The sequence below is a fragment of the Longimicrobium sp. genome (genome assembly GCA_036377595.1).
Classification (GTDB): Bacteria; Gemmatimonadota; Gemmatimonadetes; order Longimicrobiales; family Longimicrobiaceae; genus Longimicrobium.
Genome location: DASUYB010000170.1, coordinates 1 through 20,323, shown reverse-complemented (window position 1 = coordinate 20,323; position 20,323 = coordinate 1). Strand labels below are relative to the sequence as shown.

The window sequence follows — 20,323 nt, the reverse complement described above, 5'->3', positions numbered from 1 at the left end:
ACCGACCGGCGGGCCCTCTACGTGGAGCTCACCGACGAGGGACACGCCCTCATCGACGGGGTGTTTCCCGACCATGCCGCGGTGGTCGAGGCGGCGATGGCGGGACTCACGCAGGAAGAGCAGCGCACGATGACCGCGCTGCTCAAGCGCCTGGGGCAGCACGCCCAGGACCAGCCATGATGGTTTCTTTCGTTCCCTGATATCTAGGCAACAAGATACTCACTCTGGAGATGCGAACCATGACCACCACCACGAACCCGACGACCGTGACGACCTGGAACATCGACCCGACCCACAGCCTCGTCGAGTTCTCGACGAAGCACATGATGATCACGACGGTGAAGGGCCGCTTCACGGACGTGGCGGGCGAGATCCACATGGACGAGACCAGCCCCGACCGCTCGTTCGCGACGGCCGAGCTGGGCGTGGCCAGCATCAACACCGGCGTGGGCCAGCGCGACGACCACCTGCGCTCGGCCGACTTCCTGGACGCCGAGAACTTCGGGAAGATCACCTTCACCAGCACGAAGGTGGAGGGCGCGGTGGACCGTGTCGGCGACACCTTCCAGCTCACCGGCGACCTGACCATCCGCGGCACCACGCGCCCGGTGACGCTCGAGGTGACGTACGACGGCCGCGGCAAGGACCCGTGGGGCGGCGAGCGCGTGAGCTTCAGCGCCACCGGCAAGATCGACCGCCGCGACTTCGGCCTCACCTGGAACCAGGCGCTCGAGACGGGTGGGATCCTGGTCGGCAACGAGATCAAGATCTCGGTCGAGGTGCAGGCGGTGCGGGCGTAAACTGCAGTGCTGAGTGCTGAGTGAGGGCCGCGCCTCGGCGAGGCCCTCACCCGAAAAACGGAGTGGTCGAGACAAAACAGCCGTCTCGACCACTCCGTTTTTCGACCTCTCCCAAACTGCTGGGAGAGGTAACTGCAACCCAGCGCCGCGGTTAGTTGCTGTTCTCCCCTCCCCTGCGCAGCGGGGGAGGGCCGGGGAGGGGGCCACCTCTGGCGGGCAGGATTCATCCTCGCCGCTCCGAACCCCTCCCCCACGCCGAGTGCTACGGCGCCGGCGGCGGGCCTGCTGGCGGCGCGGCGGGCGGTGCCGGCGGCGGGCCGCGGTGACGGCCGAACAGGCCGGGTCCGTGCGCGTCGGGCGCTCGGTTGCGGCCGGCGCGGCGCCAGAACCAGCGCAGCACCCAGAGGATGGCGCCGAGCACCAGCACCAGCGGCACCAGCCATCCCAGCATGGCGATGAACCCGGCCAGGAAGCCCACGAAGTTCCGCCACGCCTCGGCAAACGCGTCCACGATCGGGTTGTGCCCCGGGCTCAGCACCGGGTAGCGCTCGTGCAGGACCACGGTGAGCGTGCTCATGGAGACACGGCTGCGCAGGTAGCGCAGGCGGCCCTCGTAGCGCTCGATCTCCTCGCGCACGCGCGCCAGCTCGCGCTCCACCGCCAGCACGTCCTCCAGCCGGCCCGTTCGCGTCGCGAGCAGCGTCACCAGCCGCTCCTCCAGCCGCCGCGCGTTCTGCATCCGCGCGGTCACGTCCACGTACTCCTCGCCCACGTCCTCGGTGCTGGTCTGCTGCGACTCCAGCTTGCCGACCGGCTTCAGTCCGCCCAGCGCCTGGTCCCACCGCGCGCTGGGGATCTTCAGCTCCAGAGAGGCCTCGCGCGCGTTCTCCGCGCCGGTCCGCATGCTCGTGTTGGCCACGTAGCCGCCCAGCCGCTGCGCCAGCTGCTGCACCTGCGCGATGGCGATCTCCAGCGAGTCCACCCGCACCGTGGCCGTGCCCTCGCGGATGATCATTTGCGGGATCACGCTGTCGGTGCCCGGCGCGGTCGGCGGGCCGCCGGCCGTGTCGGGCCGGGCGCCGCCCTGCCCGACCTGCCTGGCGACGTCCGCGGGCGTCGCCGGACTGGCCGTGCCCCCGGGTTTGGGCGCCTCGGCGGGGACGTCCAGGTCGACGACCTGCTCGCGCTCGAGGGAGCTGCCCGCGTCCTTGCTGCATCCGGCGAGCAGGAGCGGCGCGAGCACCGCGAAGATCCTGGTCAGTGTGCGCATGGCGATGTGGCCCGGTGGAAGGAAGATGGTTCGTGGTGGAACGGGGCGGGGGATGGGGATTCTGACCGTCACCCGGCGGCGGCGCGCGCGATCTCGCCCAGGCGGCGGACGGTCTCGCGCACGTCCCCCTCCGTCGTGCGGGGATTGATGGTGCACAGGCGCAGCACGGCAGAGCCGCGGAGAACGGTGGTGCTCAGCATCGCCCAGCCGCTGCGCACCATCTCCGCGGCGATGCGTCGCTGCAGCGCGTCGATGGCGCCGCCGTCCATCCCCGCGGCGACGCGGCGGAAGGTGACGATGCCGAGCTGCGCGGGAGTGACGATCTCCCACTCCGGCGAGGCACGGAGCGCCTCCTCGGCGATCTCCGCCTGGCGGATTCCCCAATCGACGGCCGCTCGGAATGCGCCCAGGCCGAACGCCTGGATCGACAGCCAGAGCTTGAACGCGCGGAAGCCGCGGGTCAGCTGCACGCCCCAGTCGCGGAAGTTGACCTCCTCGGCGGAGAGGTCGCTGTCCTTCAGGTATTCGGGAACCTCGCGGAAGGTGTCGCGCAGGGCCCACGCGTGGCGGACGAGGACGACCCCGCACTCGACGGGCTGGAAGAGCCACTTGTGCGCGTCCAGCGACACCGAATCGGCCTCCCCCAGCCCGCGCAGCAGTTCACGGCCCGGCGCGGTGAGCGCCGCCGCCGCGCCGTACGCGCCGTCGACGTGCATCCACACGCCGGCCGCGCGGCAGATCTCCGCGATCCCGGGGAGGGGATCGACGGCGCCCGTGTTCGTCGTTCCCGCGTTGGCCACCACGCAGAAGGGGACCAGCCCGTCGCGGCGGTCCCGCGCCATCGCCTCCGCCAGCGCATGGAGATCGAGGCGGCAGTCGCCGGCCGACGGCAGCAGCCGCAGCCGCTCGGGCGCGAAGCCGAGGACGCGCGCTCCTCGCGCCACGGACGAGTGCGTCTGGTCCGACGCGTAGATCACCGCGCGCGAGAAGTCGCCCGCGCCGAAGCGCTGCTGCCGCGCCACCGCCAGCGCGGTGAGGTTGGCCATCGAGCCGCCGCTGACGAACGCGCCGCCGGCGCCGTCGGGGAGCCCGCAGATCTGCCGCAGCCAGTCTACCGTCACCAGCTCCGTCTCGGCCGGCCCCGCGGCGACCGCCCACGCCCCGGCGAAGGGGTTCATCCCGCTGGCCAGCGCGTCGGCCATGGCGCCGACGAAGTTCGCCGGGCCGGGGACGTAGGCGAAGAAGCGCGGGTGGTCGATGTGCCCCATCGGCCCGAACACGTCGTGGCGGGCACGCTCGAGCGCCGCTTCCCAGCCGGCGCCTTCCTCCGGCGCCGGCTCGCGCAGCCGCGCTTCCATCTCCGCCCGGGTGGCGCCGCCGGCCACGGGCCGCTCGTGCAGGTGCGCGAGGTGGTCGACGATGGCGTCCACCACGCGGTAGCCGAGGGCACGCATCTCCTCCGGCGTAAGCTGGAGCGTCGGGTTCGGGATCGATGACATCGAGATTCGTCGATTGCGAGAGGTCGGGATTCGTCGCCGTGCGTCCGCCGGGCGGGGCCCTCTCCCTGGCGCTTCGCGCCTGTCCCTCCCCCAAAACCGACTGGGGGAGGGACGGGGGCTCGCTTCGCTCGCGGCTGCTTCGATCGCGTCGTGCAGTCCGGCGCGCCAAACATACGCAGATACTGGTCGCGCGCACCTCCATCGCCGTCGCGCCGATGCTGGTAGTCCGCGAAGGCGGACTTCGTGTGGTCGTTGCCGCGGTTTCAACCGCCCCCGCTCCCTCGTGCTCCACCGCACCCCGCGTGCACGTCCGATCCAATCGCCATCCCCCAATCACCCCAACGACTTACGTGCGGCCGGCCGGGTTCGTGCGGTGGCACCGCGTTTGACTGGACGTTCACCGGGCGTTCAGATTCCGGCTCACACCCGTTCAGTGAACACGTTGCCGACCCGACTCCGCACCTGGTCCCTGGCGGCCGCCGCGCTCCTGGCGTGCTCGGCCGGACAGCCGGCGCCCGCGCCCATGCTGGCGCGCGCCGAAGCCGCCACCGTCGTCACCAAACCGGCGCACACGCCGCCGCCGCGCTGGTCCGCGGTGGCGCCCGCGAACGACGAGTGGGTGGAGCGCACGCTCCGTTCGCTTTCGGTGCGCGAGAAGGCCGGGCAGATGATCCTGGCGTGGATCAGCGGCCGCTTCTCCGGCGAGGGCTCGGCGGAGATGGCGCAGCCCTACCGCTGGGTGGAGCGCGACCGCGTGGGCGGCTTCATCATCTCCAACGGCGCGCCCGGCGAGCTGGCGGGAAAGCTGAACGCGCTGCAGCGCCGCGCCCGCGTGCCGCTGCTGATGGTCAGCGACCTGGAGAGCGGGCCGGGGATGCGGCTGCTGGGGACGGGGACCGACTTCCCGCCCGTAATGGGCCTCGCGGCGACCGGTTCGGATTCGCTGGCGTTCGAGGTGGGGAAGGTGATCGGGCTCGAAGGGCGCGCCGTGGGGCTGGGGATGACGCTCTCGCCCGTGCTGGACGTCAACTCCAATCCCCAGAACCCCATCATCAACACCCGCTCCTTTGGCGAGGACCCGGTGTCGGTCGGGCGCTTCGCGGCGGACTACGTGCGCGGGGTGCACGCGGGCGGGCTGCTGGCCATGGGGAAGCACTTTCCGGGACACGGCGACACGCATACGGACTCGCACATGTCGCTTCCGACCGTCGGCGCGAACCGCGCGCGGCTGGACGCGGTGGACCTGCCGCCCTTCCGCACCGCCATCGCCGCGGGGATGGACGGGATGCTCGTGGCGCACATCGCCGTCCCCAACGTGGCGGGCGACGAGGTGCCGTCGTCCATCAGCCCGAAGGTGACGGGGCAGATCCTGCGCGGCGAGATGGGCTTCCGCGGCCTGGTCTCCACCGACGCGTTCAACATGCGCGGGCTGACCAGCCGCTACGGGCAGGGGGATGCGGCCGTGCGCGCGATCCAGGCCGGCGCCGACATCCTGCTGCAGCCCGAGGACATCCCCGGCGTGCTGGACGCGGTGGAGCGCGCCGTTCGCGACGGGCGGATCACGGAAGCGCGGATCGACGAGTCGGTGCGGCGCATCCTGGCCGCCAAGTCGCGCCTGCGGCTGCAGGACCAGCGCATCGCTGACCCGGCGGCGATGCAGCGCACCGTCGGCGCCACGCAGCACCGGCGCTTGGCCGCGGAGGTGGCGCAGCGCTCCATCACGCTCGTGCGTGACGCCAGGGGGCTGGTGCCGTTCGCCGCCGGCGCGCGGAGCATCCTCTCCATCACCTACGCGGACGGGGGGACGACGGGCGGCGCGTTCAACGCCACGCTGGCCGGCGGGGGCCGCGCCGTTCAGGCCGCGCGCGTGACCAGCCGCACCGGCGCGGCGGAGTTCGCGGTGCTGCGCCAGCGCGCGGGCGCGGCGGACGTGGTCGTGATCTCCGCGTACGTCAATCCCGTGCAGTACCGCGGCTCGGTGGAGGCCGGCGGCGGCTTCAGCGCGTTCGTGGAGTCGCTGGCGCGATCGGGGCGGGCGGTGGTGGTCGTATCCTTCGGCAGTCCGTACCTGCTGCGCGCGTTCCCTTCCGTCCCCGCGTACGTGCTGGCATGGGGCCCCGAGGCCGTCTGCCAGGAGGCCGCCGCCCGCGCGCTGCTGGGCCAGGCGCCCATCGGCGGCCGCCTGCCGGTAACGATCATGGCGGGCGTGGCACGGGGGACGGGGATCATGCGGGCGGGGAGGTAGGGGAGCCCGAGATGGGAGCGCCCAAGGGAGAAGAGCCGGCGCGGCCGCCGCGCGGCGCCCTCTCCCTGGCGCTTCGCGCCTGTCCCTCCCCCAAAACCGACTGGGGGAGGGACCTGGGCTCGCTTCGCTCGCAGCTGCCTGGATCGGCTCTCTGAGGGCGGGTGAGGGGATGACGGAGAAGGAGAAGATGCTCGCGGGCGAGCCGTACCGCGCGACGGACCCCGAGCTCGTCGCCGAGCGGGGGCGGGCGCTGCGGCTGGTGACGCGCTTCAACGCCGTCGCGGGCGAGGATGCCGCGGCGGGCGCGGCGGTGCTGCGCGAGCTGTTCGGCGGGCTGGGCGAGGGGTGCATGGTGATGCCGTCGTTCCGCTGCGACTACGGCTACAACGTGCGGATGGGGCGGAACACCTTCGTCAACTACGACTGCGTGTTCCTGGACTGCAACCTCGTCACCCTCGGCGCGGACGTGCAGATCGGGCCGGCGGTGCAGATCTACACGGCCGGCCATCCCGTCGAGCCGGAGCTGCGCCGCGCGGGCGTGGAGTGGGCGCGGCCCGTCACCGTCGGTGACAACGTGTGGATCGGCGGCGGTTCGATCCTGCTTCCCGGTGTCACCATCGGCGCGAACACGGTGGTCGGCGCGGGCAGCGTGGTGACGCGCGACCTGCCGCCGAACGTCGTCGCCGCGGGGAACCCGTGCCGCGTGCTGCGGAATGTGTGATCTCGCAGGAGTCGCGTGTTGTCGGCGCACGATCGCGGCAACAACCACGCTAGGTGCGCCTTTCGCGGACGACTATCGGACGAGCGATATTTCGGTGGCGCGACGGGCTTCGGCGTGCGATCGAACCAGCCGCGAGCGAAGCGAGCCCAGGTCCCTCCCCCAGTTGGTTTTGGGGGAGGGACAGGCGCGAAGCGCCAGGGAGAGGGCCCACCCGGCGGGCGAACGCACCAGCATCCAACTGAATCGTGAGACATTTCCCACTGCTCGTCATCTCCATCTCCGCGCTCGCCGCGTGTACGCCGCGGCCGGCCGTCGCGCCTGTGCCCGTTCTGCCGCCCGCTCCCCCTGCGCCCGCGCGGATGGCGCCCGTGGGCACGCTCGTGGGCGCGGCGCCTGGGGAGGTGGGGATGGAGGCGGGGCTGCCAGCGCGGCTGGATTCGCTGGCGAACGCGGCGATCGCCGACCACGCGGCCAGCGGGATCGCCATCGCCGTGGGGCGATGGGGGCGGTTGCTGCACCTGCGCGGCTACGGCGCCATCGACTGGGCGCCCGGCTCGCCGCCGGTGACGGACAGCACGCTCTTCGACATGGCGTCCGTCACCAAGGTCGTCGCCACCACGACGGCGGCGGCGATCCTGGAGCAGGAGGGGCGGCTGGACCTGGACCAGCGCGTGAGCTGGTATCTCCCCGGGCTGGCGGACACGGCCAAGCAGCACATCACCGTGCGCCAGATCCTGACGCACCGTGGCGGCTTCGAGGCGTTCGCGCCGCTGCACCGCCAGTTCCGCGGGCGCGAGCAGTACCTCGAGCAGATCTCCGCGCGGCCGCTCCGGTACGCGCCCGGCACGCAGACCATCTACAGCGACTGGGACCTGGTGCTGGCGGGGCTGGTGGTCGAGCGCATCACCGGCGAGCCGCTGGACCGCTTCGCCGCCGAGCGCATCTTCCAGCCGCTGGGGATGCGCGACTCGCGCTTCCGCCCCGACCCGTCGCTGCGGCCGCGCATCGCGATGACGGAGGTGGACTCGGCGCGCGGGCACATCTGGGGCGAGGTGCACGACCCCAACGCGTGGGCGATGGGCGGCGTGGCGGGGCACGCGGGGCTGTTCAGCAGCGCGCGCGACATGGCCGTGTTCGCGCAGATGCTGCTGAACGGCGGCGAGTACGGCGGCGCGCGCATCCTCCGCCCCGCCACGGTGGCGCGGTGGACGTCGCCCGAGTTCCCGCGCAGCAGCCGCGCGCTGGGGTGGGACACGCCGTCGAACAACTCGTCGGCCGGGCGCTACTTCGGCCCGCGCAGCTTCGGGCACACCGGCTACACGGGCACGTCCATCTGGATCGATCCCGAGCGCGGGCTGTTCGTGGTCATCCTCACCAACCGCGTGAACCCCACGAGCGACAACCAGAAGCACACCGCGCTCCGCCGCGCCGTCGCCGACGCCGTGCAGAGCGCGATCCTCGACGCGCCGCTGATCGACTGGGAGGCGCGGGGGCGGTAAGGAGACGCGTCTCGGCGCGATCTCCAGCGGCCCGCGCCGCCGATGCCCTCTCCCTGGCGCTTCGCGCCTGTCCCTCCCCCAAAACAGCCTGGGGGAGGGACGGGGGCTCGCTTCGCTCGCGGCTACTTCGATGGTGGGGCGCGATCTTCCGAGCCGCCGAGTCGTAGACCATGCTCCGCGGCGATTCTCCGTACACCGTCCAGCAGCGTCAGCGGGTTGGCCTCCGGCTCGAACGCCACCGAAAGGTGGCCGCCGGGGATCGCGTGCACCAGCTGGAAGAAGCTGCCGTACCGGATCAGCACGTACTCCAGGCCGCCGCAGTCGATCTCGCCTCGCTGCCGCGTCAGCACCAGCACGGCCGGGTTCACGATGAGCTCTTCGTAGCGGTCGGACTCCGAGGCGCTCGGCGCGCGGAGGCCGGGACGCTCCGCGAGGTGGAGCTGCCCGTGCTGGTAGAGCGCCACGTAGCGGATGAGCTCGGAGGTGCGAAAGAGGCTGTCGGAGAGGCTTTGCATGGTCGCCTCCGCAGGAGGAGCGCCTGACGATGAACAGCAAGGCGCGCGCAGATGCGTGGCTGCACGTCACCTTCGGCGCGTGGTCAGGCTGCAGCCGGTTGTCAGGTGGGCGCGGGCAGCAACTCGCGTTCGAACCGCCGGATCGCGGCGCCCAACTCGCTAAATCCTGCCTTGTCCGGACCCAGTGCGAGGAGGCGCTTGAGGCTCAACTGCTTCGCCGCTCCGACCTGCTCGGTGAGTGTCCGCGACGGGACCAGGTAGAACTCCCATTGGTCGAGGTCGAGTGGGTTGAGCGTCGGCTTGTCGAGATGGCCGAGAAGGGCGAAAACGTAGAGCGCAGCCTGCCGTTGTGCCGTGGATGCCAGCGCGTTCGTCTCCGCGCTCCAGGCGCGCGTCTCCCGGACGGTGAAGTTGATGGCCGAGTGCGAGCGCTGCCACCAGCTCTGGAGGTAGGCCGCCGACTTGACCTCGATCGTGAGCCCGCCGGGGCTTACGAGGTCGTATGCCTGCCACGGGTCACGGAGACCGGAGGCCACACCAAGGGCCTGGGCCACGAGATATTCAGCGAGTACGCCGCGCAGGACATTGCTCGCGAGATCCGAGCTCGCCCACTGCCAGAAACCGAGCAGGTTGAAGTCGGTCGGCGCGCCACCGCAGGTGAACGGCTCGCTCCCCGATCGGCGTCTGACCTCAAGTCGCGGTAGACTCTCACTCACTCAGACCTCCCTGCCCCCCTCCCCCGGGTCTGTCCGCTCGATGGGAGGGTCAGGCGTCGCTGTCTCTCGAGAAGTCGTAGAAGACCCGGAACACGTTGCCATCCAGGTCGACGGCGGTGAACTCGTGGAGCATCCACGGCTTCGACTCTGGTGGGGACATGATCGTGGCGCCGCTCACCTTCCACTCTTCGTGCTGTGCGTCGACCGCGGCTTTGCTGTCGAGGTTCAGCCACGTGACGACAGGGGACGAATTTCCATGCTGCGCTCGGAAAGGATGGTCAGTGAGGAAGATCCGGCATTGCCCCCGGGAGACACCCGCTATGCCGCCATCCTTGCCGCCCCAGTCGACGCTGAAGCCCAGGCAGTCCTTGTAGTACGCGAGAGCGGCTTCCATGTCGCTCACGGGAATCTCGGGCACCGCTCCGGGGAGCTCCTTCGGCATCTTGGCTCCTTCCTCAGATCCGGATCATCGTCGTCGGGAACAGCGGCTGCGCGAAAATCAGCGGTATCGGCCGAAAGAAGTTTTCAGGCCTGGCTCAGCCGATCCGAGCCGGCCGGGATGGGGCGGCTGCCGCGCTCGGGGGAGACAGGTCCCACGGTGTCGTGGCGGTCGATGTCCACTTCCAGGCTGGAGCCTGAGCGCGAAGGGAGCCCGAGCACACGACGATCAACAGAGCAGCAAGGTACGAGATTCTCAGCATGTCACATCGAGCGTGGAGGCTGACGGCACATCGGCTTCTCACGACCGGCGAGGCCGGAAAATACGCGCCGGTCGCGGACGCGGATAGGATAACGAAGGCCCGTCAGCGGCTGGAAGCCAGGGTCCCGCGCCCGATCATGGATCCGGTCAGGGAGCTCTGGCGTCGCTCCTTGGAACTGCGGATCCCGCGCTCGACACACGGCAGCCGCAGGAGGGATCTCCCTGCGGCTGCCGACGATTCGCCGAGCGGCCTGGCGGCCGACATCAGTGACGCGGCCGGGCTGGGTACCCAATCCCTGCGCGGAACTCAGCCCGGGTTGCCGACCGTTCGTGGGGATATGCCGACGTCCGCTGCATGCCCGGTGTCTGGCACCTTCAAGGCTCCGTCACCTCGAAGTCGACCTCGTACCAGGCGCCCGACGTCTTGAAGGTCATGAACTTCGGGTTCCCGCTCTCGCGCACGATGACGGCGGCCCCGATCTGCTTGGGCTTGGTGTTGTTCATCTCCTCCGCGATCACGGGGACCTGGTCCTCGAACGGGACGGTCACGCCGATTTCGACCGAACCGTCCTTCGCCACGACCCCGTTCCAGACCGGAACGCCGTCCACCTTGATGCGCGGTTCGTCCTTGCCCGTGACGTCCTGCTTGCGGATACAACGCAGCGTCTTCAGTTCCAGCGTGGCCATTGTCGTCTCCTTACGTTGTTACTGATGCGAAATGAGGGATCCGGCATGACTTTCGACTTCTGTCATTCCTCGTTCTTCATTTCATCCTTCATCACCTCCTTTCTTTTCCCTGGCCAGGAGGTCAGGGGCGCGGGGCCGCTCATGGCCTTGCCCGCGAAATCATGGACGGTCCCGCACTCGCCACTCCATGGTTCTCCGGGAACGACCAACCCATCGCAGGTTCACACGCCGGCTTCCGGCTTCGATGGTGGTGCAGAATCATCCCTGGATCGCGGCTCAAGATCATTCCTGGGCCGGGCCTGTGACAGAACATAGCCAGCGACCGTGCCCAGGAGTGCCGCAAGCGCCTCCGATTGGAGCCTGTCGTTCAGAACGGAAATCATCAACAGGGTCGGGAGGAAAAGTATCAGTCCCAATGCCTTCAGCGAGTTTGCTTCAAAGGATCGACTGCGAAGGTGGGCATGCACGAGCCATAGCCCGCCAACCATTGCCATGACTGCTCCCACCGCGACAATCGCAGTGTTTATCCCTTCGGGCAGACTATTCGCCTGCCGGAGGCTGTTGACAACAACCTTGAGGCTGTCGTTTGCCTCCCTGAGCCGCTCGATGGACTCGCACGTAGCTGCTGTCTGCATGGGTCAGCCCTCGGAGAAAGGTGACGATTTCGCAACGGCATGCCACCAATGTGGAAGCGCTCGCAGGCAGCCCAGGGGAATGTGCCTCGGGGGTGCGGGGCCGCTCATGGGCCTTGTCCGCGAAATCATGGACGACCCCGCATCCCCTGCAGCCGTTTGTCAGGCGGCTGGCCGCGCCCCGCTCCGCCGGCGCGCACCCCCACTCCGCGGGGCGAGCCACGCGAGAAATCGAAAGGTCGGAGAGCGCACGGGATCCTCCGCGACGCCGGCCGGCACGGGGAACCGCGCACCCCACGACGCACGCCGCCTCATCAGCTGCAACGGCTCGTCGGGCCGATCACGCGAGACGAGCGCGCACGGCCTTCACGGCCTCAAGATCTGCTCGTGGCCGTCTTCGGCGTGCAGCTTCATCGAAGGGCTCGTACCCCGGGCCTCGAGGATCACGTAGGTCTCTCGCGTCCCCGTGGGTCCGGCAAAGCTGAGCCCCGACTGGATCTCGGAGGCGCCGATCTTGACCGACGGGCGGCCGCGCTCGGTGATCAGGCGAAGGAGCACGGTTTCCGACGATCCACGTCCCGCCTCCGATGCACTGGGTGGCAGAACGCTGATGCTGGCCCGCACGCGGCCACGTGCGTCGACGATCTCGAGCCCACGCCCGCGAAGCACGGGCAGCTCGTCCTGCGCCATGGCCGGGCGTACTCGTTCTGCGAGATTGAAAAGGAGCAGCACGAGATTCGCCATCGTAAGGGCCACGAGGGTTCGATGGGTCTTCATAGCCACCTCCGCGGATGGGGCACTGGCGGCGCCCGACCGAGAACGAGGACCGGGTCGCCGAGGACGCTGGCTGAGCGCAATTCGGGTCGCGGCCTGACGACACAAGGGTCAGGAGTCCGGGGCCGGCGCGCAAGCTTGTCATTGGTCCAAAGCATATACAGCCCGCATCCCTGCAGCCTGAAAAAACAACAGGTCTCACGCAGAGCAGCAGAGGCAGCAGAGAACTCACCTCCGCTGCCTCTGCTGCCCTGCGTGCCAGGTCTTTTTGGGGATCTGCTATCAGGCGCGCCGATTTGCGGGTCCGAGGTCCCACGCGAGCTCGAGAGATTCGAGGCGCCGGGCGGTGGCGCTGGGGAACCAGGAGAGCTTCTGGTCCGGCACCAGGCGCAGGTTCGGCAGGCGCTGCGTCAGCACCTCCAGCGCGATGCGGCCCTCCAGCCGCGCGAGCGGGGCGCCGATGCAGTAGTGGATCCCGTGCCCGAACGCGAGGTGCGGCGTGGTGCGGTGGATGTCGAAGCGGTGCGGGTCCTCGAAGCGGCGCTCGTCGTGGTTGGCCGAGATGTACGCGATCTGCAGGCGGTCGCCCTTCCGGATCCGCACGCCGCCGAGCTGCACGTCCTCGTTCGCGGTGCGGTACATGGCGTGGATCGGCGAGGCCGTGCGGAGCACCTCTTCGACGAGCGGCGGGATGACCGCCGGGTCGTTCCGCGCCGCGGAAAAGAGCTCCGGATCGAGCGCGAGCTGGTAGGCGCCGGCGGCGATGAGGCCGGCCGCCGTCTCGTAGCCGGCGAAGATCACCTGGAGGAGCATGTTGATGAGCTCGGGCATCTCGAACGGCCGGTCGAGCGCGTCCGCGCCGGCGACGATGTCGGTGAGGGCGTCGTCGCGGGGCCTCGCGCGCCGCTCCTCGATGGCCGCAGCGAGGTAGTGCTGGAACGCGACGAAGCCGCGCGCGTGCTCGACGAGCTGCGCGAGCGGCTTCTGCATGGCGAAGATCTCGGTGCTGTCGGTCTGCCAGTGGTTGACCTGCGCGAGGTCCTCCTTCGGCAGGCCGAGCAGGTCGATGATGAAGTTCCCCGGCAGGGCGATGGCGAACGCCTCCACCAGCTCCACCCGGCCGTGCGCGGCGAACGTCTCCACCAGCCCTTCCGCGATCTCGCGGAGGACCGGCTCGAACGCGGCCAGCCGGCGGAGCGAGAGGGCGCGGGTGACGAGGGCCCGCGCCTGGGTGTGCGCGGGCGGATCGCTGGTCACCAGGCTCGGGAGCATCGGAAAGCCCTTGACCAGCTCGGCGAGCAGCTCCGGCGGGGGAGGATCGGTGCTGGGCCTGGGCGTGATCGAATCGACGGACGAGAACCGCGCTGCGTCCCGCGCGACGGCGCAGACGTCGTCGTAGCGGGTCACCACCCAGAGGCCGAGCGACTCGCTCCAGAAGACGGGCTCCTCACGGCGGGCGCGCGCGAAGAACGGCCGAGGATCGTCGAGCATCGGCGAGGTGAGCGGGGAGTGCTCCCGCCCGCAGGCCGACGAAACCCGGGTCGATGCAGTGGATTCGGACATGCACGACTCCTTCGACAACTCCCTGTTCCCATTCCGTCAATGCGCTCGGGACGGCAATGGCGGCGCCGAAATACTCTGGACGTTGCCATGTGGCACCCGGGGCAGAACATACTGGATCCAGCGAGCCAAACTAGTCCAGTGGCTTCCAAATCCGATGCACCGCTGGATCGAAAACCGCGTATTGGGGGAGGGACTGAGATAAGGGTTGAGGCTGGCCCACCGCACCGCGTCGGGATGTGCACCCGCCGGGAGAGCCCGTCTCTCGGAGTCTCCTCCGCGATCGAGCATGGGCCCCCGGCTCTGCATGTCCGCGGGAAGCGCACCGTGAATGCTCCCCGGCAGGGGATGCAACGGAGGAAGAGGACTGACCTGATGAGAATAGGGCGGAAAAATTCGTCTCAGGTCGATCCCATCCAGGATAAGGGTATCAATGCTGTCGAGCTCATAGACGGTTGCGGTGATGATTCCCCGCACGACTTCATCGGCGGTTTCCTGCACGATCACGGTAACTCCGTTTGCTTCTGCCGGCCGCGAAGGCTGGCCATTGCAGACGACTCCCTGCGGTGCACGGGTGGCAGTTACACGCATGACTGTAGTCCTCCTGATGAAAGGTAAGGACGTGGCAGCAATACGAGAGCGATGACAGTTGCCCCTCGTCATGCTGAATGGTCGTGTCCTGATGACTTCTGAAATGATTGTCAGGATTTACAGTCCCGGCCCGCGGTGTCTACGGTCTTCGTCACCCGACCGTGAACCGAACCCGGGAATGGCCCGGCGCGTCCTTTTCCTTGGAATCCAGCAACTGTCGAACGGTTCGGGGTAGGTGGACGAGGCGGGTAGGTAGGTCCTCGTGCGTCCGGTGTTACCGTAGGCATCATCCGCACCGGGAGGCCGCTCGCGCGGATGAATGCGGAAATCGTTGTCGCGCCTCGATGAACGGAGCCTCGATGCCGGTTCCGCGGTTGTGACAGGTGGGCCTCTCCGGGACATGAATGTCCCTGAACGGTTGGTTGCTCGCTGCCGCCGATCACTCGAGCCGGTAGCGGGACGGCCCCGCATCCCCTGCTGCCGATGGTCAGGCCGACCACGCGTGAGTCGACCACGTCTGGCCCGCGCCTGGCGGGCCCTCCGCCGCGCCGCCGCCAACGGGTGCAGTGCGCCTCTTCGGCGCGCTGCTGATCGGCCCGAAGACGGGGGCGGTCGCCTGTCGCACGCCGTTTACGACATGGAGGGAGAAATTTTCAGCGGGTTTTATCTCAAACCTGCTTATTAATGATCGGGCCGCGGGATCTGGCCCGCCGTCCCCCAGCCGCCGGGACGTGGCGGCAAGATCCGACGTGGGAGGAGAGCCATGAAGAGGACGCTGAACCTCGTCCGGGCGACGGTGCTGGCCGCCGCCGCCACGGCCGCGCTCGGCTTCGGCGCGCAGCGGGCGCTGGCCGGACCGGCGCAGGCCGATTCCGCCCGATTCTGCACCACCGCGGGCTGCACGGCGTACTGCCAGACGTTCCACCCGGAGGCGACCGGCCGGTGCACCCCACAGGGCGTCTGCATCTGCGAGATCCCGTTCGACGGATGAAGTCGCGGCGACGACGGCCGAGCGCGCCTCCGCAGACCGCGCCCGTGCCAGTCGCCGACGCGCGAATTCCGAAGTCTTCACCCACCCTCCTCCCAGGCAGGTCTGGGGAGGGTCGCGCGCAGCGCGGGGTGGCGGACACGGCACGGCGCCTTCGGCATATTGGTTGTGCATTCCCAGGTGATCTCAACAGCAGCGAATCACACGGAGGGAACGGAGGTAACGGAGGACTGACCGGGTTCCCTCCGTTCCCTCCGTGTGATTCCACCATTCGTGGTATCGAATTCACAGTCACTCGACCAATCCGGTATGAGTAAGGGTCCGCGCCGCGCCGGGACTCTTATCTCCGGGCCGTCTCCCGCCTGCCCGTGCCCGGGCGCTGGCCCGATGCGTGCAGCCCGTGGAAGGTCCGCGAAACCGTTGTCAGATCACGCAGAACCCGACCTGGGACCCCCAATGGCGCAGACCCGCGAGCGCGTTCCCGTCGTCATCGTCGAGTACGACCAGATCGCCCGGACCATCGCCGAGCGCATCGCCGCCATCATCCGCGACTGCAACGCGGCGGGGCGGCCGGCGGTGCTGGGGCTGGCCACCGGCAGCACGCCCATCGGCATCTACCGCGAGCTGATCCGGCTGCACCGCGACGAAGGGCTCGACTTCGCCAACGTCGTGACCTTCAACCTCGACGAGTACTATCCCATGCCGCCGGACAGCATCCACAGCTACGTCCGGTACATGTGGGAGAACCTGTTCGACCACATCAACATCCCCCGCGAGAACGTCCACATCCCCGCCGGCGACGTGCCGCGCGAGAAGGTGGAGGAGTTCTGCCGCTGGTACGAGGAGGCCATCCGCGACGCCGGCGGCGTCGACTTCCAGATCCTGGGGATCGGCAAGACCGGGCACATCGGCTTCAACGAGCCCGGCTCCGGCGTGGAGAGCCGCACGCGGCTGATCGCGCTCGACACGGTTACCCGGCGCGACGCGGCGGCCGACTTCTTCGGCGAGGACAACGTCCCGCACGAGGCCATCACCATGGGCGTGGCCTCGATCCTCGAGGCGCGCGAGATCGCGCTGGTCGCCACCGGCGAGCACAAGTCGGCCATCGTCCGCCGCTCCGTCGAGGGCGAGCCGGATCCGGATGTCGCGGCGACGTATCTCCAGAATCACCCCAACGCGACGTTCTACCTCGACCCCGCGGCCGCGGCCGACCTGACGCGCATCAGGACGCCGTGGGTCGTGGGCGAGGTGCGGTGGGACCGGCAGCGCGAGACCGAGGCGGTGATCTGGCTCAGCCAGGTGACGGACAAGTCGATCCTCAAGCTCGACACCGAGGACTACCGCGAGCACCATCTCTCCTCCCTCGTCGCGCGCTACGGGAGCGCGGGGCCGCTGAACGGCGAGGTGTTCAACGGGCTGCTGAGCAAGATCCGCGGGAAGAGCCGGCTGCCGCAGGACTGCCGCATCATCGTCTTCTCCCCGCACCCCGACGACGACGTGATCTCGATGGGGGGCATCCTCAACAAGCTGCACCAGAACGGGAACGAGATCACCGTCGCCTATCAGACCAGCGGCAACATCGCCGTGTTCGACCACGAGGTGCGGCGCTACGTGGACTGGCTGCAGCGCTTCAACCGCGACTTCTCGCTGGGCGACGGGCGGGTGGAGGAGCTGGCCGGGCGGATCGAGCGCTTCCTGGACGAGAAGCGTCCCGGGCAGGTGGACATCCCCGAGGTGCAGGACATCAAGCGCCGCATCCGCGAGGCCGAGGCGGTGAGCGGGATCGAGACCTTCGGGATGCGCCGCGACCAGGCGTGCTTCCTCGATCTCCCCTTCTACCAGACGGGGAAGGTGCGCAAGGACCCCATCGGCCCCGAGGACGTGCGGCGGACGCTGGAGCTGCTGGAGCGGGTGCGGCCGGAGATCGTGTTCGTGGCCGGCGACCTGTCGGACCCGCACGGCACCCACCGCATGTGCCTGCAGGCCGTGCACGAGGCGCTGGAGCAGTACGGTGGCGACGCGCCCGAGGTGTGGTACTACCGCGGCGCCTGGCAGGAATGGCCGGTGAGCGAGGCCGACGTGCTGGTGCCCCTGTCTGAAGAGGAGCTGAGGCTGAAGATTTTCGCCATCTACAAGCACCAGAGCCAGAAGGACAAGGCGCCGTTCCCCGGGCAGGACGACCGCGAGTTCTGGCAGCGGGTGGAGGAGCGCAACACCTCCACGGCGAAGATCGTGGACCGGCTCGGCCTGCCGGAATACTTCGCGATGGAGGCCTACGTGGTGCGGAAGAACGGGGAGCCGCTGGAGCGACCGACGCTCTCCACCGCCGACCTGGCCGAGGCGCCGCGGCTGCGGAGGTCGACGGACCACCCGGCCTGGGGGACGGGGCGGGTGCAGGTGGTGCGCGCCGCGCCCGACGAGGTGGGCGAGGTGGGGGGACAGACCGCGTGAGGATGGGGATGACGGTGTTCGCCGGGATCGACGGCGGAGGGACGAAGACGACGCTCGCGCTCGCGGACGACGACGGGCGCGAGCTGGGCCGCCGCATGGGCCCGGCGGGACTCGTCGACCCGCGCCGCCCCGTGGCGACCGCGGAGATGCTGGCCACCCTCGTCCGCGACGCGCTCGCCGCGGCGGGGATCGCGGAGAAGCCGGTGGCCCTCTGCGCCGGCCTTGCGGGGGTGGGGAACGAGGACGAGCGCCGCGCGGTGGAGGCGGCGCTGGCCGCGGCGGAGGTGGCCGAGCGCGTCTGCATCGTCACCGACGGCGAGATCGCGCTGGAGGGGGCGATCGGTGGGGAGGCGGGGATCCTGATCATCGCCGGCACCGGCTCCGTGGCCTACGCGCGCGGCGAGGACGGGCGGGTGGAGCGGTGCGGGGGATGGGGGATGGTGGTGGGCGACGAGGGGAGCGCGTGGAGCCTGGGCCGCAACGGCCTGGCCGCCGCCCTCCGCGCCGCCGACGGCCGCGGCCCGCAGACGCGCCTGCTGCCGAAGTTCCTCGAGCTGCTGGACGTGGACTCGCCGCGCGGGATCCCGCCGTGGGCGGGGCGCGCGGAGAAGGCGGCGGTCGGCGCGCTGGCCGTGCACGTGGTCGAAGCCGCGGAACAGGGGGACGCGGTGGCGCTGCAGGTGGTGGAGCGCGAGGCGCGCGAGCTGGCCTGCCACGCCGTGGCGCTCGCGCGGCGGATGGAGCCGTGGAGCGGCGCCGTCCCCGTCGTCTTCCACGGCGGGGTGCTGGGGATCGACTTCTACGCCGACGTGGTGCGCGCCTCGCTGGAGGAGTACGAGTACGCCTTCGAGGTGCGCCCCGGCGTGGCCGACGCGGTGGCCGGCGCGCTCCTCTACGCGCGCAGGTTGCTGGCCGCGGAGCGGGTGTAGCGGAAACAAAAGATCTCACGCAGAGGACGCAGAGCCGCAGAGGAAGCCATACGAATCCTCTGCGGCTCTACGTATCCATGCGAGAATTTCAAAGATTTTCCATCTCCCTCATCTAATGACTCATATTGCGTTGACGAAATACAGGAAAGGTGAACATGATGGTGATTGAGAGAGGCGGCCTTACGCTTTAATGTTCCGGAGATGTAAGTACACGTGCTCCATCCCCCGGACGCCTCTTGGCCGCGGCCCGTCCGCCCGCCTCTCACCGGCGTCTCGCCCGCTCCTCACCCCAAGGAGGCACGTCCATGTCCACCTTTGCACCCAAGCCGACCACCCTCGCCATCGGCGAGGAAACCCCTTACACCACCCTCGCGCTCGGCGAGGAGGATCCCACGACGTCGGCGCCCTACGGTGAGGAAGAGGCCACCACCGAGGCCATCGGCGAGGAAGATCCCACCACCACCGCCATCAGCGGCGAGGAAATCGAGGTGCAGACCTCGATCGCCGCGGTCGACAACCCGTTCGGCGCGTTCTGATCCGCCGCCGCAGCGGAGATCCGGAAGGCCGCGCCCGCCGCGCGGCCTTCTTTGCTTGCCGGGGCGAATGAATTCGCTGCAACAACCACACGAAGTCCGCCTTCGCGGACTACAGATTGTGGTGTCGACGAAGCCGGGGAGCGCGCGACGGGTAGGGTAGAACCTCTGCCGAGCGGGAACTGGTCGCGCGCACCGTCATCGGGGCGGAGCCGAAGCCGGTAGTCCGCGAAGGCGGACTTCGTGTCGTTGTTGCCGCGGTTTCAACCGCCCGCCGCCGTCGGCGGCACGCCTTCCGCGCGTCGTTGACGAGGATGCCGGGTGGACGTATCCTGCAATTGTTTCCTTTTCGCCCAATCTTCGTTCGGCTCCCCGCGACCGCCGGAGATCCCCTCCCGATGGCAGTTCCGGCCTCCGGCCTGCCCGCCCGGACCACCCCCGCCGGCGAACTCCGCTCCCCTTCTGCCACGCGTCCGATCCTCGCGGCGCGCGCAGGTGCCGCGTGAGCACGCCGCTCCATCCCCCCGCCGCGCCCGAGGCTGGCGATGCCGCGGACCGCGAGCTGGCCGCGCGCGTGCAGTCGGGCGACGCGGCGGCGTTCGAGGCGCTCTTCCGCCGCTATTTCGACCGTCTCGCCGCCTTCGCCGAGGGGTACGTCCGGGCGCCGGAGGCGGCCGAGGACCTGACGGTGGACGTGTTCGTGCGCATCTGGGAGCGGCGCGCGGAGTGGAATCTCCGGGGAACCCCGCGCAGCTACCTCTACACCGCCGTCCGCAACGAGGCGCTGGCGTGGCTGCGGCGCCGGCGCATGGTGGAGCGCGCGCACGCCGAGAGCGTCCGCGACGGGCGTCCTCCCGCGATGGGCGCCGCGCCCGAGTCGTCCGACGCGGGGGTGGAGGCGCGCGAACTGGCCGAGGCCGCCGACCACGCCATCCTGCAGCTTCCCGAGCGCAGCCGCGAGGCGTTCGTCCTCCTGCGCAAGCACGGCCTGAGCTACGCCGAGATCGCCGAGACGATGGGGATCTCGGTGAAGACCGTGGAGGTCCATCTCGGCCGCGCCTTCAAGTTCCTCCGCGCGCAGCTCGCCGCCTTCCTGGCCGTTCTCCTGGCCACCGTCCTCCACTGACCTGGAAAACAGAAGGCCTCACGCGGAGACGCGGAGTCGCGGAGAACTCATCGCCGGGGTGAGTTCTCCGCGACTCCGCGTCTCCGC

General features: G+C 69.6%; 19 protein-coding genes. 10 read left to right on the top strand and 9 right to left on the bottom strand.

Features of this window, described 5'->3' with window-relative positions:
* Positions 1–180 (top strand): hypothetical protein (locus tag VF092_28515; GenBank protein ID HEX6751268.1); only part of this gene is annotated, 180 nt, incomplete at its 5' end.
* A gap of 59 nt (positions 181–239) precedes the next feature.
* The gene (locus VF092_28510) at positions 240–800 is read left to right on the top strand and encodes a YceI family protein (protein HEX6751267.1); all 561 of its coding nucleotides are present in this window, start codon (positions 240–242) and stop codon (positions 798–800) included.
* 262 nt (positions 801–1,062) lie between these two features.
* Here VF092_28510 and VF092_28505 read toward each other — a convergent pair whose 3' ends face one another.
* Positions 1,063–2,070, bottom strand: coding sequence for a DUF4349 domain-containing protein (locus VF092_28505; protein HEX6751266.1), 1,008 nt, complete (start codon positions 2,068–2,070; stop codon positions 1,063–1,065).
* Between the two features lie 68 nt (positions 2,071–2,138).
* Positions 2,139–3,569: an aminotransferase class V-fold PLP-dependent enzyme gene (locus tag VF092_28500; protein HEX6751265.1), complete on the bottom strand. Its 1,431-nt coding sequence runs from the start codon at positions 3,567–3,569 to the stop codon at positions 2,139–2,141.
* 442 nt (positions 3,570–4,011) lie between these two features.
* On the opposite strand from VF092_28500, the gene VF092_28495 reads away from it, so the two are divergent.
* The 3 genes from VF092_28495 to VF092_28485 all read left to right on the top strand — a co-directional run bounded on the left by VF092_28495 (position 4,012) and on the right by VF092_28485 (position 8,034).
* Positions 4,012–5,814: a glycoside hydrolase family 3 N-terminal domain-containing protein gene (locus tag VF092_28495; GenBank protein HEX6751264.1), complete on the top strand. Its 1,803-nt coding sequence runs from the start codon at positions 4,012–4,014 to the stop codon at positions 5,812–5,814.
* A gap of 169 nt (positions 5,815–5,983) precedes the next feature.
* Positions 5,984–6,535 carry a sugar O-acetyltransferase gene (locus VF092_28490; protein ID HEX6751263.1) on the top strand — a complete coding sequence of 184 codons (552 nt, stop codon included), beginning with the start codon at positions 5,984–5,986 and terminating at the stop codon, positions 6,533–6,535.
* A gap of 368 nt (positions 6,536–6,903) precedes the next feature.
* Positions 6,904–8,034: a serine hydrolase gene (locus VF092_28485; protein ID HEX6751262.1), complete on the top strand. Its 1,131-nt coding sequence runs from the start codon at positions 6,904–6,906 to the stop codon at positions 8,032–8,034.
* 122 nt (positions 8,035–8,156) lie between these two features.
* Here the strand turns inward: VF092_28485 and VF092_28480 are convergent, their stop codons facing one another.
* The 7 genes from VF092_28480 to VF092_28450 form a co-directional block, all read right to left on the bottom strand.
* Entirely contained in the window at positions 8,157–8,549 is a 393-nt protein-coding gene (locus VF092_28480; protein ID HEX6751261.1) for a hypothetical protein, read from the bottom strand.
* Between the two features lie 101 nt (positions 8,550–8,650).
* Positions 8,651–9,265 (bottom strand): hypothetical protein, encoded by a 615-nt coding sequence (locus tag VF092_28475; protein ID HEX6751260.1) that lies wholly within the window; start codon positions 9,263–9,265, stop codon positions 8,651–8,653.
* Between the two features lie 49 nt (positions 9,266–9,314).
* A complete protein-coding gene (locus VF092_28470) occupies positions 9,315–9,707 on the bottom strand; it encodes a VOC family protein (GenBank protein ID HEX6751259.1) in 393 nt (130 codons plus the stop codon).
* 633 nt (positions 9,708–10,340) lie between these two features.
* Positions 10,341–10,652, bottom strand: a complete 312-nt coding sequence (locus tag VF092_28465) for a hypothetical protein (GenBank protein HEX6751258.1) — start codon at positions 10,650–10,652, stop codon at positions 10,341–10,343.
* Positions 10,653–10,873: 221 nt separating this feature from the next.
* Entirely contained in the window at positions 10,874–11,287 is a 414-nt protein-coding gene (locus tag VF092_28460) for a hypothetical protein (GenBank protein HEX6751257.1), read from the bottom strand.
* Positions 11,288–11,650: 363 nt separating this feature from the next.
* The gene (locus tag VF092_28455) at positions 11,651–12,061 is read right to left on the bottom strand and encodes a hypothetical protein (protein HEX6751256.1); all 411 of its coding nucleotides are present in this window, start codon (positions 12,059–12,061) and stop codon (positions 11,651–11,653) included.
* 279 nt (positions 12,062–12,340) lie between these two features.
* Positions 12,341–13,549 (bottom strand): cytochrome P450, encoded by a 1,209-nt coding sequence (locus VF092_28450; protein ID HEX6751255.1) that lies wholly within the window; start codon positions 13,547–13,549, stop codon positions 12,341–12,343.
* A 1,423-nt stretch (positions 13,550–14,972) separates the two neighbouring features.
* Between VF092_28450 and VF092_28445 the strand changes: the two genes are divergently transcribed.
* The 5 genes from VF092_28445 (at position 14,973) to VF092_28425 (ending at position 20,236) form a co-directional block, all read left to right on the top strand.
* Complete coding sequence (locus VF092_28445) at positions 14,973–15,200, top strand: hypothetical protein (protein ID HEX6751254.1); 228 nt, start codon at positions 14,973–14,975, stop codon at positions 15,198–15,200.
* Positions 15,201–15,653: 453 nt separating this feature from the next.
* Positions 15,654–17,648, top strand: coding sequence for a glucosamine-6-phosphate deaminase (gene nagB, locus VF092_28440; GenBank protein ID HEX6751253.1), 1,995 nt, complete (start codon positions 15,654–15,656; stop codon positions 17,646–17,648).
* Between the two features lie 8 nt (positions 17,649–17,656).
* Positions 17,657–18,577 (top strand): BadF/BadG/BcrA/BcrD ATPase family protein, encoded by a 921-nt coding sequence (locus VF092_28435; protein ID HEX6751252.1) that lies wholly within the window; start codon positions 17,657–17,659, stop codon positions 18,575–18,577.
* Positions 18,578–18,882: 305 nt separating this feature from the next.
* The gene (locus tag VF092_28430) at positions 18,883–19,113 is read left to right on the top strand and encodes a hypothetical protein (protein ID HEX6751251.1); all 231 of its coding nucleotides are present in this window, start codon (positions 18,883–18,885) and stop codon (positions 19,111–19,113) included.
* A gap of 499 nt (positions 19,114–19,612) precedes the next feature.
* On the top strand, positions 19,613–20,236 hold the full coding sequence (locus tag VF092_28425) for an RNA polymerase sigma-70 factor (protein ID HEX6751250.1): 624 nt from the start codon (positions 19,613–19,615) through the stop codon (positions 20,234–20,236).
* Positions 20,237–20,323: the final 87 nt, after the last annotated feature.

Excerpts from the sequence above, each read along its gene's own strand:
- VF092_28470 (HEX6751259.1), bottom strand. The coding sequence starts at position 9,707 with ATGCCGAAGGAGCTCCCCGGAGCGGTGCCCGAGATTCCCGTGAGCGAC.
- VF092_28490 (HEX6751263.1), top strand. The coding sequence starts at position 5,984 with ATGACGGAGAAGGAGAAGATGCTCGCGGGCGAGCCGTACCGCGCGACG.
- VF092_28450 (HEX6751255.1), bottom strand. The coding sequence starts at position 13,549 with ATGCTCGACGATCCTCGGCCGTTCTTCGCGCGCGCCCGCCGTGAGGAG.
- VF092_28445 (HEX6751254.1), top strand. The coding sequence starts at position 14,973 with ATGAAGAGGACGCTGAACCTCGTCCGGGCGACGGTGCTGGCCGCCGCC.
- VF092_28465 (HEX6751258.1), bottom strand. The coding sequence starts at position 10,652 with ATGGCCACGCTGGAACTGAAGACGCTGCGTTGTATCCGCAAGCAGGAC.
- VF092_28505 (HEX6751266.1), bottom strand. The coding sequence starts at position 2,070 with ATGCGCACACTGACCAGGATCTTCGCGGTGCTCGCGCCGCTCCTGCTC.
- VF092_28510 (HEX6751267.1), top strand. The coding sequence starts at position 240 with ATGACCACCACCACGAACCCGACGACCGTGACGACCTGGAACATCGAC.
- nagB (HEX6751253.1), top strand. The coding sequence starts at position 15,654 with ATGGCGCAGACCCGCGAGCGCGTTCCCGTCGTCATCGTCGAGTACGAC.
- VF092_28480 (HEX6751261.1), bottom strand. The coding sequence starts at position 8,549 with ATGCAAAGCCTCTCCGACAGCCTCTTTCGCACCTCCGAGCTCATCCGC.
- VF092_28430 (HEX6751251.1), top strand. The coding sequence starts at position 18,883 with ATGTCCACCTTTGCACCCAAGCCGACCACCCTCGCCATCGGCGAGGAA.
- VF092_28455 (HEX6751256.1), bottom strand. The coding sequence starts at position 12,061 with ATGAAGACCCATCGAACCCTCGTGGCCCTTACGATGGCGAATCTCGTG.
- VF092_28435 (HEX6751252.1), top strand. The coding sequence starts at position 17,657 with ATGACGGTGTTCGCCGGGATCGACGGCGGAGGGACGAAGACGACGCTC.
- VF092_28460 (HEX6751257.1), bottom strand. The coding sequence starts at position 11,287 with ATGCAGACAGCAGCTACGTGCGAGTCCATCGAGCGGCTCAGGGAGGCA.
- VF092_28500 (HEX6751265.1), bottom strand. The coding sequence starts at position 3,569 with ATGTCATCGATCCCGAACCCGACGCTCCAGCTTACGCCGGAGGAGATG.